The organism is Treponema brennaborense DSM 12168 (genome assembly GCF_000212415.1).
Lineage (GTDB): Bacteria > Spirochaetota > Spirochaetia > Treponematales > Treponemataceae > Treponema_F > Treponema_F brennaborense.
Map to the genome: position 1 here is coordinate 1,240,064 of NC_015500.1, position 13,013 is coordinate 1,253,076.

The 13,013-nt window shown below is 43.6% G+C and carries 13 protein-coding genes and 1 pseudogene; 9 read left to right on the plus strand and 5 right to left on the minus strand.

Annotation, left to right across the window (positions count from 1 at the left end; all coding sequences use genetic code 11):
• The first annotated feature begins 71 nt into the window (after window positions 1-71).
• Entirely contained in the window at window positions 72-383 is a 312-nt protein-coding gene (locus TREBR_RS05285; protein WP_013758177.1) for a MerR family transcriptional regulator, read from the plus strand.
• A 196-nt stretch (window positions 384-579) separates the two neighbouring features.
• Here the strand turns inward: TREBR_RS05285 and TREBR_RS05290 are convergent, their stop codons facing one another.
• A complete protein-coding gene (locus tag TREBR_RS05290) occupies window positions 580-2,409 on the minus strand; it encodes a CotH kinase family protein (protein ID WP_013758178.1) in 1,830 nt (609 codons plus the stop codon).
• A 107-nt stretch (window positions 2,410-2,516) separates the two neighbouring features.
• Between TREBR_RS05290 and TREBR_RS05295 the strand changes: the two genes are divergently transcribed.
• On the plus strand, window positions 2,517-2,849 hold the full coding sequence (locus TREBR_RS05295; protein ID WP_013758179.1) for a helix-turn-helix domain-containing protein: 333 nt from the start codon (window positions 2,517-2,519) through the stop codon (window positions 2,847-2,849).
• Window positions 2,850-2,867: 18 nt separating this feature from the next.
• Here TREBR_RS05295 and TREBR_RS05300 read toward each other — a convergent pair whose 3' ends face one another.
• Window positions 2,868-3,491 (minus strand): MATE family efflux transporter, encoded by a 624-nt coding sequence (locus tag TREBR_RS05300; RefSeq protein ID WP_052296154.1) that lies wholly within the window; start codon window positions 3,489-3,491, stop codon window positions 2,868-2,870.
• 87 nt (window positions 3,492-3,578) lie between these two features.
• On the opposite strand from TREBR_RS05300, the gene TREBR_RS05305 reads away from it, so the two are divergent.
• The 4 genes from TREBR_RS05305 to TREBR_RS05325 all read left to right on the plus strand — a co-directional run bounded on the left by TREBR_RS05305 (window position 3,579) and on the right by TREBR_RS05325 (window position 6,886).
• The gene (locus tag TREBR_RS05305; protein WP_013758180.1) at window positions 3,579-4,340 is read left to right on the plus strand and encodes an amidohydrolase family protein; all 762 of its coding nucleotides are present in this window, start codon (window positions 3,579-3,581) and stop codon (window positions 4,338-4,340) included.
• Between the two features lie 260 nt (window positions 4,341-4,600).
• A complete protein-coding gene (locus TREBR_RS05315; RefSeq protein ID WP_013758181.1) occupies window positions 4,601-5,689 on the plus strand; it encodes an epoxide hydrolase family protein in 1,089 nt (362 codons plus the stop codon).
• A 67-nt stretch (window positions 5,690-5,756) separates the two neighbouring features.
• Window positions 5,757-6,320: a GrpB family protein gene (locus TREBR_RS05320; RefSeq protein ID WP_013758182.1), complete on the plus strand. Its 564-nt coding sequence runs from the start codon at window positions 5,757-5,759 to the stop codon at window positions 6,318-6,320.
• A 26-nt stretch (window positions 6,321-6,346) separates the two neighbouring features.
• Window positions 6,347-6,886 carry a DUF1697 domain-containing protein gene (locus TREBR_RS05325; RefSeq protein ID WP_013758183.1) on the plus strand — a complete coding sequence of 180 codons (540 nt, stop codon included), beginning with the start codon at window positions 6,347-6,349 and terminating at the stop codon, window positions 6,884-6,886.
• 164 nt (window positions 6,887-7,050) lie between these two features.
• Here the strand turns inward: TREBR_RS05325 and TREBR_RS05330 are convergent, their stop codons facing one another.
• Complete coding sequence (locus TREBR_RS05330) at window positions 7,051-7,650, minus strand: DUF975 family protein (RefSeq protein ID WP_013758184.1); 600 nt, start codon at window positions 7,648-7,650, stop codon at window positions 7,051-7,053.
• Window positions 7,651-8,390: 740 nt separating this feature from the next.
• Here TREBR_RS05330 and TREBR_RS13550 point away from each other — a divergent pair.
• Window positions 8,391-8,714: a helix-turn-helix domain-containing protein gene (locus TREBR_RS13550; RefSeq protein ID WP_013758185.1), complete on the plus strand. Its 324-nt coding sequence runs from the start codon at window positions 8,391-8,393 to the stop codon at window positions 8,712-8,714.
• 130 nt (window positions 8,715-8,844) lie between these two features.
• On the opposite strand, the gene TREBR_RS05340 is transcribed toward TREBR_RS13550, so the two are convergent.
• On the minus strand, window positions 8,845-9,471 hold the full coding sequence (locus TREBR_RS05340; RefSeq protein ID WP_013758186.1) for a type 1 glutamine amidotransferase family protein: 627 nt from the start codon (window positions 9,469-9,471) through the stop codon (window positions 8,845-8,847).
• A 235-nt stretch (window positions 9,472-9,706) separates the two neighbouring features.
• On the opposite strand from TREBR_RS05340, the gene TREBR_RS05345 reads away from it, so the two are divergent.
• Entirely contained in the window at window positions 9,707-10,639 is a 933-nt protein-coding gene (locus TREBR_RS05345) for a helix-turn-helix transcriptional regulator (RefSeq protein ID WP_013758187.1), read from the plus strand.
• Between the two features lie 34 nt (window positions 10,640-10,673).
• Here TREBR_RS05345 and TREBR_RS14050 read toward each other — a convergent pair.
• Window positions 10,674-11,227: pseudogene (locus TREBR_RS14050) on the minus strand (transposase); the annotation flags it as partial.
• Between the two features lie 160 nt (window positions 11,228-11,387).
• On the opposite strand from TREBR_RS14050, the gene TREBR_RS05355 reads away from it, so the two are divergent.
• Window positions 11,388-12,701, plus strand: a complete 1,314-nt coding sequence (locus TREBR_RS05355; RefSeq protein WP_013758188.1) for an ATP-binding protein — start codon at window positions 11,388-11,390, stop codon at window positions 12,699-12,701.
• The last annotated feature ends 312 nt before the right edge of the window (window positions 12,702-13,013 follow it).

The window sequence follows — 13,013 nt, forward strand, 5'->3', positions numbered from 1 at the left end:
GAAAAAACGCCTTTTCTGAAATACTATGGATTTTACTTTAATACAATGCGTTGCACAAACGGAGGTTGCAGATGAATGAAAAAGAATTGCTGACGGTGGCGCAAGTATCAGAAATGACAGGGATCAGCGTGCGCACGCTTCATTACTATGACGGAATCGGGTTACTGGCTCCCTCAAAAGTGAACGAAAGCGGCTGCCGGTTTTATGACGATAAAGCTCTTGAGACATTGCAGCAGATTTTGTTTTTCCGCGAGCTTGACTTTATCTTAAAGCAGTATGTGCAGCTTGACGACGCGTCTGACTATATGCGCAGTTTCGCAGCGTTTTCTGCGGCTGACAAAACGCTGGACGCCCGATACGGTGCAGGTTTTGCGAATATCTGAAAGCTGCCGTGGAAGCGTTTTTAGGGTAACGGAGGCTTTTACAAAAGACGGATGCGTTTTCAAAAGGCTGCGGACTTTTCTCACCGTTTTTGCAAAAAAATATGAGAATGTCCGCGGTCTTTTTTATGGGCAGGAAGGGCTCTGCCGAACCGTACAAAGCGGATGTCTGCAAAGCCGCAACACAGTCGAACTGCTACTACAGTCCGTCAATCTCCGTATTTACGACTTGGAATTTTTTGTTCAGCGTTTCTTTAAGGAAATCGGCATATGCGTCAAAATCTTCCCTGACAATCGTGGACGGGTCCGTATGCGCTTCCCAAACCAGTGCGTCGTTCTGCTGATCGCTGTAAATCTGAGCGCGCAGTTTTTCTATCTGGGAATCGATATCAATCAAATTATAATACGCTGCCCACAGTTCCTTGAGCTTTTCCCTGAACGCCGGCGACTTGAACAAAGCGTTGTAATAGATGGTGTCTTTCAAAGTGCACGATGAACTTTGACTAAGCGAAGCCCAGTCAAAATCCCAGACGGGTCCGGCTTTTAAAATTCCCGTTGAATTCTCAAAAGTAAAATAGCAGCTTTTCGGATGTTTCAGTTCGTTGTTGCTCATAAGCTCATTTATAATCCAGAATTTTGCCCAAGAAGTGATGTCGAGCTTTTCCGTATACGACTCATCGGGGGCACTGCAGTCGTTCGTATTCATTCCCTCCGTAAAATCCGGGTACAGCAATTTTTCAAGCTGCTCGATTTTTCCGCTTAAATTCGAAAGCCGCTCGTCTGACATTGAATCATCATTTGAAATCATATACGGCATAGCTCTGATTGCAGATTTGAATTTCCACGTTTCGTCGTAGTAAACGTCAAGCTCAATCAGGTAATCGTCGTCTTCATCTATGTTTACACGTTTTTTATCGACCTTAATTGCTTCACCGAGCCAATATAGCCCTTTGTACTGACCGTTCAGTACGAGATTGACAAAATCGCCGCGCAGTGTGTAGTCCATTTCAAGACAGCTGCTCAGGTAAAATGCCATGCAATTCCTCATAAACGAATTGTCAAGATAATTTGCAATCAAAACCCACCGCTTGTGCTTGGGAAAGCCCATAAGCTCCTGTTTTTTATCAAGTTTCAAAGCATAGGGTTTTTTAGGCTGCGCCCACGTGGAATTTCCCCGTCCGCGGATACTCGTGCTGATGTCCTCGGAATTCCATGCCGAATTTTCCGTTCCCTTTACTGAAAATGAAGCGTTTTCAATCCAGACCTCTTTTGAAGTAATCTCCTGATTTTCCGGAGTAGTTATTTCTACGACGGGATTCGTCAAATTGTACGGAAAATAATTTATCGCCAAGTTTTCCGTACGGCTTTTCTGATTCAGACTGTTCACCGTGCAGATTCCAAAGTTGTAACCCTTTCCGTTTTCTCCGTTCTTCCAGGCAAAAGAATGTACGAAAGAATCAAAAGACAGCGTCTCTGTCACACCTGAATTTATGTACGTAATCTTCAAAATGGAACCTGAAAACAGCTCATCGTCAGGATTTTCCCAGAAAAGATTCATTTCGCCGTTTTCATAGCTGGCAGAAAAATGGGTAACAGGATTTTTATTGCTGTTCCCCATAACAAGAGCTGTCTTTATGCCTGAGCTTGCGTTTCCTGCAAAATCAACTGCCTTCAGTTCAAACTCATATTCAATTCCTTCGGTCAAATTATAGACAAAAAAATACTGTTCTCCGGCGGGTACATACAGCGCTTGTTCCGCCTGCGATTCCGCAGTTCGTGCGGCAGAAATCGGCAGAGGCTGATTCCAGGTAATCTTGTAGAAATTCACGTCCTCGGAAACGGAATCCTGCCAGGACAGCAGAATACCGTTCCCTTGTTCTGTGGCAGCAAAATCGGACGCGTTTTCCGGTGCGATTTTATCCGTTACCGCAACATATTCCGTTTCAGTGTCAGTCCTGCAACCGCAAAAAACGACCGCAATCAACAGTGCTGCAGCCAAAGAAACCGTCAGCTTTGTGTTTATTCGCATCATAACTCCTTTGATATCCTGTTTGGATATTTCCAATTATTATACACTATTATCAGGAAAATTCCAATATTTTGAACATAAATTGGAATTTTCCATATTATAGAGGTATGAATTTTTGGGAACGTGTTGACGAACTGCTGGAAGAACAGGATATAAATAAAAAAACGCTGGCGATGGAAGCCGGTTTTAATCCGTCAAATATTACAAAAGGTATAAAAAACAACAATGCTCCGTCTGCAGAAACAGCGGTAAAAATCGCTCAAAAGCTGGGCGTTTCCGTGGAATATCTTGTTACCGGTAAGAATCTGCAGGAGGAAGGCGAGGTGCTTTCTGCTCAAACAAAAGAACTTGTCCGTATTTATTCCAAGCTTTCCGCTCATGACAAAATAATCCTTTTAGCGCTTGCAAAAAGCATGAATGGAATAAAAACGGACTTTTAAAAATATAAGTGCTTTTTCTCAAGAGCATGAAGAACAAATGTGCATTCCCATTTTCCTGTCCACAATAAATGCCATAAGAACCGCCGCCAAATGGCTGATAAGGATTGCCGTCCACATGCCGTCAAGTCCGAGCGGTCCGCCAATCAATACGACTGCAAGCGGCACGCGGATGACAATGTAATAGACGAACATGAGAATCATCGACAGGTTCACGCGTCCGACGCCCGCCATTTTTGCCGTAAAAACGTTTGTCATCATGTAGCACAAATATCCCAGTCCGATGATTTTTAAGCCGCGGCTTGCGATGGCTGCTACGGCCGCTTCTCTTACAAAGACAAGTGAAATCTGAGTGGAAAAAACGAGGACAATGGCGGTCAGAATTACTTCGATCGCCGAACCGTACAGCAGGGCAGTCTTCATATATTCTTTGATTCTGTCGTTACGCTTTGCGCCGTACAGCTGGGCTACGACCGTGATTAGCGCCATGTTCATAGCCATCGCCGGATAGAAAAGGATGTTCTCTATGTTTTTTACAACTCCATACGCCGCTATCGTCGTTACGTCAAATCGGTTTACAAGGATTACCATAATCATGGAGCTGACTGCCGGAATGCAATTCTGCGCGCTTGCAGGAATCACCATTTTTAGAATCTGACCCGCGCATCTTTTGCTGAATCCTTTCAAGTTCAATCTGAAATATGATTTTTTCTTTCATTGTGCAGTGCAAATATGGAAATCTTATCTCCTGAAGAATCAATTTATTATTCAAAATTGAGCAATGATATACTTGCGGAAGGAATTAAAAAAAATCCTACGCGGTTTAGGGGCTTTGCAGCTCTCCCCACACCAGACCCAATCCAAGCTGCAATGGAACTTGAACGTTGTATAAAACTAGGTGGATTTGTTGGAGCTATTATTAATGGACATATTAATGGTCACTATTTAGATGAAATTCAGTTTGATCCTATTCTTGAAGCAGCAGACGCGTTAGATGTTCCATTGTATATTCATCCTGCTGTTCCGCCTAAGGCAATTATTGATACTTATTATAAAATGAATGATACATATGCTCAAACAGTTATGGTCTCAGGCGGTTGGGGATGGCACATTGAAACAGGTGTTCACGTTCTTAGGCTAATTTCCTCTGGCGTTTTTGATAGGCATCCAAATTTAAAAATTGTAATTGGACATTTAGGAGAAGGACTACCTTTTTTTATGCATCGTCTTAATAATGCCATAGGTGGTAATTTAAAAAAGAGCTATTCAACATATTTAAAAGAAAACATTTATTACACAATTTCAGGTTTTAATGATCCTGACTTGTTTCAATTTGTGTTGAAAAAAGTAGGAGAAAATAATATAATGTTTTCTTCAGACTATCCTTTCAATTTTCCAAAACGTGAAGTTGAACTCTTCAATGAACTAAATATATCTGAAGAAGTTCGCGAAAAGATTAGTTTCAAAAATGCTGAGAGAATCTTAAAGATTTAGTGTAATGATAATGAGAAGTTTTCTCGCAACAAAAGGCGTAACTCCGCAACTACAAGCAGCAATTTTGCAACGGGTGGTTCGTTTGCGGGAGCATATATGAATGCGGCAAACGGAACAATGTCGCCGCTCCCTTGTTTTATAAAAACTGCGAGATTATCAATGTTACTGATGAAAAAAGCCTGTGCAAGACATGTTTTATCGAAAACAACGTATCGGCTCATGGGGACTGGCAAATACTGATTAAAAAGGAGTAGTCCAACATGAAAGAATTCAGCATTCATTTTAGCGAAGAACAAATGGAAGCACTTCGGCATCGCATCGGTGCCGCGCGGCTTCCGAAAATACTGAACGGTGAAGACTGGCGTTTGGGAACCGGGAGCAGCTATTTATCGGCACTGCTTGATTCTTGGCAGAACGGCTACGACTGGTCGCATAAAGAAAAGGAATTGAACCGGTATCCGCAGTACACGTGCGAACTGAACGGAACGACCATCCACTTTTTCCATATTCCGGGTTCCCGCAAAGGTGCAGTGCCGCTGCTGCTGACGCACGGTTGGCCGGACAGTTTTCTGCGCTATGCAAAAGCGTTTCCGCTTCTTGCCGAGTTCGACCTCGTTGTACCGTCGTTGCCGGGATTTGCTTTTTCCACGCTGCCTGAAAAAGGGTACGTAAACAATGCCGAAATTGCCGAAATCTGGCACAAACTGATGACGGAAGTGCTGGGGTATAAAGAGTATGCGGCTTCCGGCGGAGACATGGGGCGCGGCGTTACCTGCTATCTTGCCTCGCGTTATCCGAATGAAGTAAAAGGCATCCACCTGACCGATGTGGGAATGGCGGCGGAACTCGTCGGTGCGCCCGATTCAAAACTGAACTCAGCTGAACTTGACTACAAGCGCAAAGTCAATGAATGGCTTCGCACGGAAGGTGTCTATATCAGTATGAACGGCACAAAGCCGCAGACATTGGCGTATTCGTTAAGCGATTCACCTGCCGGAATGGCCGCCTGGATAACGGAAAAGTACCGGGCCTGGAGCGACTGGCCGCTGCTCACGATGGACGACATCCTTGACTGCCTGACGCTCTACTGGATGACAAATACCGCAGGAACTGCCATTAGGGTTTACCACGGCAACAACTTTACGCTGCCACCTCTGGGCAAGATTCAAGTGCCTACGGCCATCGCCGCGTTTCCGAAAGACATTCTCCCGGTTCCGAGGGAATGGATTGAAAAGAACTATCCTGTCGTAATGTATACGGAAATGCCGCGCGGCGGTCATTTTACAGCCTTGGAACAGCCGGAAGCGTTTGCGGAAAACGTTTCGGAGTTTCTGAAAATCATTGTGTGAGGCGCGGAAAGTGTTTTATAAACTTCGGATTGATGAACTTCAATCTTTGAATTGATAGAGGTGCACGATGAGTAAAAGACTTTCGGAAATGAGCACAGAAGAATTGTGGCAGCTGTTTCCCATTTTTCTGACGGCACATCAAGATTGCTGGGAACAATGGTATTCGGGCGAAGAAACTGCGTTAAAGAAAATATTGCCGCCGAATGCTCGGATCAATCACATAGGAAGCACGTCTGTTAATTCCATATGGGCGAAACCTATTATTGACATTCTTGTTGAGGCTTCAACCGAGGCCGATTTTGAGTGCATAAAAGCGTCGCTCATCGATATCGGTTTTACTTTTATGAGTCGAAGTTCAAATAGAATTTCATTCAATAAAGGATATACGGAAAACGGATTTGCGGAAAAAGTATTCCATTTGCATTTAAGATACGTCGGGGATAATGATGAATTGTACTTCCGGGATTATTTGCGGGAACATACTGAGATTGCAAAAGAGTATGAAAAAATGAAATTGGAGCTTTGGAAAAAGTATGAGCATGACAGAGACGGCTATACAAATGCCAAAACGGATTTCATTGCAAAGTATACGGAGCACGCAAAACAAGAATATGGAAGCAGGTATTGCTGAATCCGGCTGAGAGGAGAAAACGTTGCATGAAAAGATATATAGCCTTGCTAAGAGGAATCAACGTCAGCGGAAAAAACAAGATATCCATGTCTGAATTAAAAAAAGGCTTTGAAGAACTGGATTTCTCAGAGGTCATGACGTACCTGAATAGCGGCAATGTCGTCTTTTCGAGTTCCGGTGAGGATAAAAACATGCTTCTGCACAAAATTAAATCGATGATAAAAGACAGATTTGATTTAGAGATACCGGTTTTTATTGTTTTGCAGGAAAAATTGAAAGAACTGTTAAGTAACGCTCCCGATTGGTGGGGAGATGACAGTAAAGAAATATACGATAATATCATATTCCTGCTGCCGCCTTTATCTTATCAGGAGCTTTATGATGAACTAGGCGATCCGAAAGCGGAATATGAGAAAGTGCATCATTATGAAAATGCCGTATTTTGGTCGTTTAGCCGAAAAGATTATCAAAAGACACATTGGTGGTCAAAAACGGCCAATGCAGAGGTAAGTGATAAAATTACGATCCGAACGGCAAATACAGTAAGGAAGATCGTGCGTTTGTAAAATCCAAGTACAGGGTGGGGGATAGAAATTATGGCAAACCGGCTTAAAATCGTTGATGAAAAATCATGGAACAGGGCCGTGCCCTGTAGGATATAAAGAAAATTGGTAAAGGACATTACGGATTTATTATATACTGTAACGTCCTTTACCAATCATGCATTATCTCAGTTATCTGCATGCGGTTCAATTTTTTCTGCGGGTTCACCTTTTATCTGCTCATAGAGGTTGGCAATTGTTGCGTGAATATAGGGAGAAACGTAAATCGCAGCGAGACCGAATGTGATAAGACAGAGAACATACCACCAGAAGAAACTGAAAAGAAGAACGAACAATTCTCCTTTATGACCTTTCATGATTTCTTTTGATTTTTTTATGGCTTCAGAACCCGACATTTCCGGATTATCGGCAAGTATAAAATATGTCATTGAATAGCGTAGTGTCGCAATAATTCCGGGAATAAACAGCAAGAGACTCCAAAGACAAATAAAAATGTTCATCAACAGAGTTGCAACAAAGGACGAACCGAACTGCTTAAAACCTTTGAATCCTGTGTTGAAGTTTCCTTTTTTCTGCCTTACGACTTCCAATGAGAACATTGCAATGCCAACTGAAAACGCCCCAGCCAAAAGCAGCGGGCCGATGGCTGTAATACCGGATATACTGATAATGAGTCCAATGACAATAGAAAGACCAAAGAACGTTCCTACATTTCCTTTTATCTGCTTCTTTGCATTTGCCTTTAATTCCTTTCGATTGATAACCATAAACAACTCCTGATAAATTTGATTTTGATGAAAAGCTCAGGATCGACTCTTAACTTCTTTCCTCCAGAAAAAACGACTTTGTATTTACGGATATACGTTTTTTAAACAACTCTTTCCGAAAGTCCGTTTCTTTTAAGTACCGTTTTATACAGTGTCAACCTGTTATTTTCATTTATAAAATGCAATAGCAACAAAATATCGTTGCTATTATCAATATTGCATCATTGCTTATAGGATATTGTCTATAGTTGCTAATGGCAATATCAGGGTATCCGCATTACTTTGTGCCGGGAAACTGTATCGACGTACTGTTTTCACGTTCAAACCTTACTGCTTTCACGTTCAAACCTTACTGTTTTCACGTTCAAACCTTACTGTTTTCACGTTCAAACCTTACTGTTTTGACGCTCAAATCCTACTGTTTTGACGCTCAAACCTTACGGCCATGACGCTCAAACCTTACGGCCGTGATCCTCAAATCTTACGGCTGGCTATAACGCAAACCATTTGCACAAAATCTTATTCCATATGTCCCATGAGTACGGCTTGAAGGATGATTAACTCCGATTGTCTTTACGTGATGCTGTTTTTGCAACAACATTTTCTTCTGCAATATCTTCTCCATATAATGCTCCGCTCCTTTCAGTATAACGGCAATAAATCATAGTTGCTATTATCAATATTATAGTATTGCTCATAGAATATTGTTTATAGTTGCTAATGGCAATATTCTGAAATAGATGAATGAGATAGTCGCCGTCTTAGGGCAAAATATAAGAAAGTTTCGTAAGAATTTAGGCTGGACGCAAGAGCAGCTGGCCGAAAAGGCACAAATCTCCGTTCCGTTTATGACGCAGATTGAGCTGGGAAGAAAATCGGCATCGCTTGAAGTTATAGAGAATATTTCCAAATCCTTGGGCGTGCCTTATGATGCGCTCTTTAAAAAAGACGCTGCCGATATGTGCTGTCCCAAATACGAAATCCATATCCTTAAAAAAGAGATTATAGAAGAAGTGACAAAGGCTATTTTTTCCGTTTTTGATAAAAGCCGGCTTTCCGTTTAAGAAAGTTCTCCGGTTTTATAGCCATCTTTCAGCAGCGTTAGGCACGGAACGGGCGGCGCAGGTCAAGCGCATGTTGGCGTGACGTCTTATCGATTTTCTGCTCGATTTTCTGCGCTGTGCCTATTCCCGGTTAGCCCTGCACCGTGTTCATCAGCGCAAAGAAATGTTCCGGCTTTCCGGTGCTGAAATAGTTGTACCAGGCTTCCAGCGTTTCCGGGCTGAAAACATCCAGCCGCTCGATAATCTGCTTTGCCCACAGCAAGCCGCCCGTGCTGCCCGCGGTAATAAGATTGCCGTCCGCAACGGACGGCGAGTCCGCATAAAAACGCTGCCCCTTGTAGCCGGAAGCGAACATTTCAAGGAATCCCGCGCCGTTGCTCGTATGAGGACGGTCGTTCAAAAGCCCGGCGCTTGCAAGCGCAACTGTGGCACCGCAGATTGCGCACACCGTTCCGCCGCAAGCGAGCATTTGGCCTGCCTTTTCGATAACCGCACGGTGTTTTGCATCATTCCAAGAATCCGCGCCCGGCAGCAGCAGAACGTTTTCCTTGTTTACGTCAATTTCTTCTATTATATAGTCGGGAATTACCGTCATTCCGCCCATCGACCTGACCGGCTCTTTTGTACGGCTCACGGTTTTTACCGCAATTCGCTCCACACTCTTTTTGAAAAACCGCCCGGAATTCAGTTCCGCCGTAACATACCCAATCTCCCAGTCCGCCAAAGTGTCAAGCACATACACATAGATTGTCGTCATAATTCCTCCATTAAAACTGCAATTAAAACACCGCACAGTCTGAAAACGCGCCGCGAACAACGGCCGCACACGGCTGTTCTTTATCCGTGCGGATGGTTTTATACCCCGGCGCTTGCGTCGAAGTCTGTTGATTTACTTTTCCAGTATACCGTGCGATTGTTGACATCAGTATGGCAATAATTCATAATGACACGGCATATTTTTCGTGTTTTGTGCAGGCGGAGGTGAAAATCAAGTGAAAATTGACCGACTTGTCAGTATCATCATGCTTCTCCTCGAAAAAAAGCGGATAGGCGCACAGGAACTTTCGGAGCAGTTTGAAGTTTCAAAGCGCACGATCTACCGCGACATAGACGCTCTCAGCATGGCAGGAATTCCCGTCAGCGCGACATCCGGGGCGGGCGGCGGGTTTGAAATCATGCCTGAATACAAGATTGATAAAGGCGTTTTTTCGGCCGACGACCTTTCCGCAATCCTTACGGGACTTACCGGGCTTTCCGACCTGATTTGCGGCAGTGAGCTTGCAAACGCGCTTGCAAAAGTCAGGCGTTTTGTTCCTTCCGACCGCGCAAAAGACATCGAGCTGAAGGCGAACCAGATTCACATCGATTTAACCCCGTGGATTTCAAACCGGAACGTTCAGCCGTATCTTGAAATGATTAAAACCGCATTGCAGGAAAACAGGCTGATTTCGTTTGATTATGCCGACCGCCGGGGAAACAAGACTGCGCGCATTGCCGAGCCGTATCAACTTGTGCTGAAAAGCAGCCGTTGGTACGTGCAGTCGTATTGCCGCACAAGAAACGATTTCCGCCTGTTCCGGCTTTCCCGAATGTCATCATTGAAAATGTCGGAAGAATCGTTTGCTCCGCGCGAGTTTCAGGAGCCGATTTTAGATACTGCGGAAATTGTAAAGCCGCTTTTGACGACGGTAAAAATCCGCATCCGCAAATCGATCATGGAGCGGGTGCTCGATTTTTGCCCGTATGAGGATTTTTTGCCGGACGGGGATGGGCAGTACACCGTCGATTTTCCGTTTATCGAAAACGATTACTACTACGACATTCTTTTAGGTTTCGGGGCTAGATGCGAGTGCTTGGCGCCGCCGCACGTCCGCGCGGAAATGCAGCGCAGGATTTGCGAAATGGCGGCGGTGTATGAAAGGTAAGGAGCCGGGGAGAGGGTGCTCTATTTCGGGCATGTCAGAAAAAGTGTGTAAACGATAAAATATAACAGGGGAATCTATCCCCGTAAATAATCACAAACTGGTTGATAGCCACCATCCAGTCCCGTAAGGGCATTGTCCATCTTTTGCTTATATTATGCAAGCTCATAAAAATCAGCTTCATGGCAGCCTCGTCGTTTGGGAATGAAGATCTGTTTTTGATGATTTTCCATATGCTGTAATTAAGCGATTCTATGGCATTGGTGGTATATACGGCTTTCCTGATTTCCGGTGAAAACTTGAGAAATGGAACAACCTCCCTTCTGAGCTCACCGCCTTGCTGTCCTTGTACGGGACAAAACGAAGGGAGTTTCGGACCATATGCACGATGCATAGCTGAACTTCTGTTTTAGGAAAACCTGTCAGGCCGTCTACGGCGCAAAGAAGTATGTCTTGGACGCCGCGATGTTTCAGTTCATTGAGGATACTCAACCAGAACTTTGAACCTTCGTTCTGTTCAATCCACATACCTAAAAGTTCTTTTTGTCCGTCCATCCGTATGGCAAGAGCAAGATACACCGCTTTCTTGATGATTTGTCCGTTCGTAATATTTATAATTACTGGATTCGAACACAGCTACCATCCGTTCTCTTTATTCACTGTAAAAAGTGTAATTATTTTCTAAAAATCGTTGTATTTTTTGTGATTGTATGCCATAATATGCTTGTATTATGGTTCCGGAGGTGCGACTATGTACCGAATTGCTATTGAAAAACTGTTAAAATGGAAAGAAAGCAAGCGCCGCAAACCGCTAATTATCGAAGGAGCTCGGCAAGTCGGTAAAACTTGGCTGATGAACGAATTTGGCAAACAAGCGTATGCAGATACTGTTTATATTAACTTCGACTCTAATTCCAGAATGGCGGAACTGTTTACATCCGATTTGGATACTGACCGTCTGATTATGGGGCTGGAGTTATATGTGGGGCGCAAAATTAACCCCAATAATACTCTTTTGATTTTCGATGAAGTACAGGAAGTTCCGAGAGCACTCAGTTCCCTCAAATATTTTTACGAAAATGCACCGCAATATCACATCGTCTGTGCTGGTTCTCTTCTCGGCATTGCTTTGCACGAGGGCACATCCTTTCCTGTTGGCAAGATTGACTTCTTAAAACTCTATCCTCTTTCATTTCGGGAGTTTTTGATGGCAATCGGCAAGGAGCGTTTTGCAGAGCTTCTTGATAAGCAGGACTTTGGAATGATTGCAAGTTTTAGACAAACATATATCGATGCCTTGAAGCACTATTACTTTGTTGGCGGTATGCCCGAAGCGGTGCAGAGCTTTGCAGAAAATAAGGATTTTAATGAGGTGCGTGATATTCAAAAAAGAATCCTTGCTGCTTATGAGCAGGATTTTTCCAAACACGCCCCAAATGAGATTGTGCCCAAAATTCGTATGTTGTGGAACTGTATTCCCTCTCAGCTTGCAAAAGAGAACAAGAAATTTATTTACGGTCTTGTTCGTGAAGGGGCTCGTGCAAAAGAATATGAAACAGCAATTATGTGGCTTTCCGACTGTGGACTTGTCCATAAGGTCAGCCGAGTCAATGCGGCAAGTATTCCATTGAAGGCATATGAGGATTTGAAGGCATTCAAGCTGTTCGTGGTAGATGTTGGATTACTTGGTTGTATAGCAGGACTCCGCCAGCGCACATTACTTGACGGCAATGACCTTTTTGTTGAGTTCAAGGGCGCTCTTACGGAACAGTATGTTTGCCAGCAGCTTAAAACCATCGAAGATTTAGGCATTTATTATTACACCAACGACAGAGGTTCCTGCGAAGTTGATTTTATTGTTGATACAGGCGAACAAATTATTCCGGTTGAAGTAAAAGCGGAAGTCAACCTTCGATCTAAGAGTTTAAAAACCTATCAGGAGAAATTCACCCCTGAGGTATCTGTTCGTACCTCGATGGCAGATTTTAAAAAAGAAGATTGGCTTGTTAACTTGCCGCTGTATGCGATTGAAAAGATTGATAAAACAGTAGATGAGCTGAGTTAAAAGGCATTCTCATTTCAGGAAGGTGAATAAGAAAGTGTAAATATGAATCCTGAAATAATTAGAATACCTAAACTAGCTATCACGACACTTTCAATTAAATTCATTTTCCGCTGACCCGTCAATTAAAGATTTGAACCCGTATCGATCGGCGAAAGGAAACAGGAAAAGTGTCATATCGGAATAAAACACTGAATGCCTGTGCAAGCTGTTAAAACAGCTTTTGGAGCGGACGGAAGCCGCAAACCGCCGTTACGCAGTTCGGTAGCCCTCAGTCCCTGCGGGACCGCCTGCGGCGCTGCTCCGCGGCGGGCT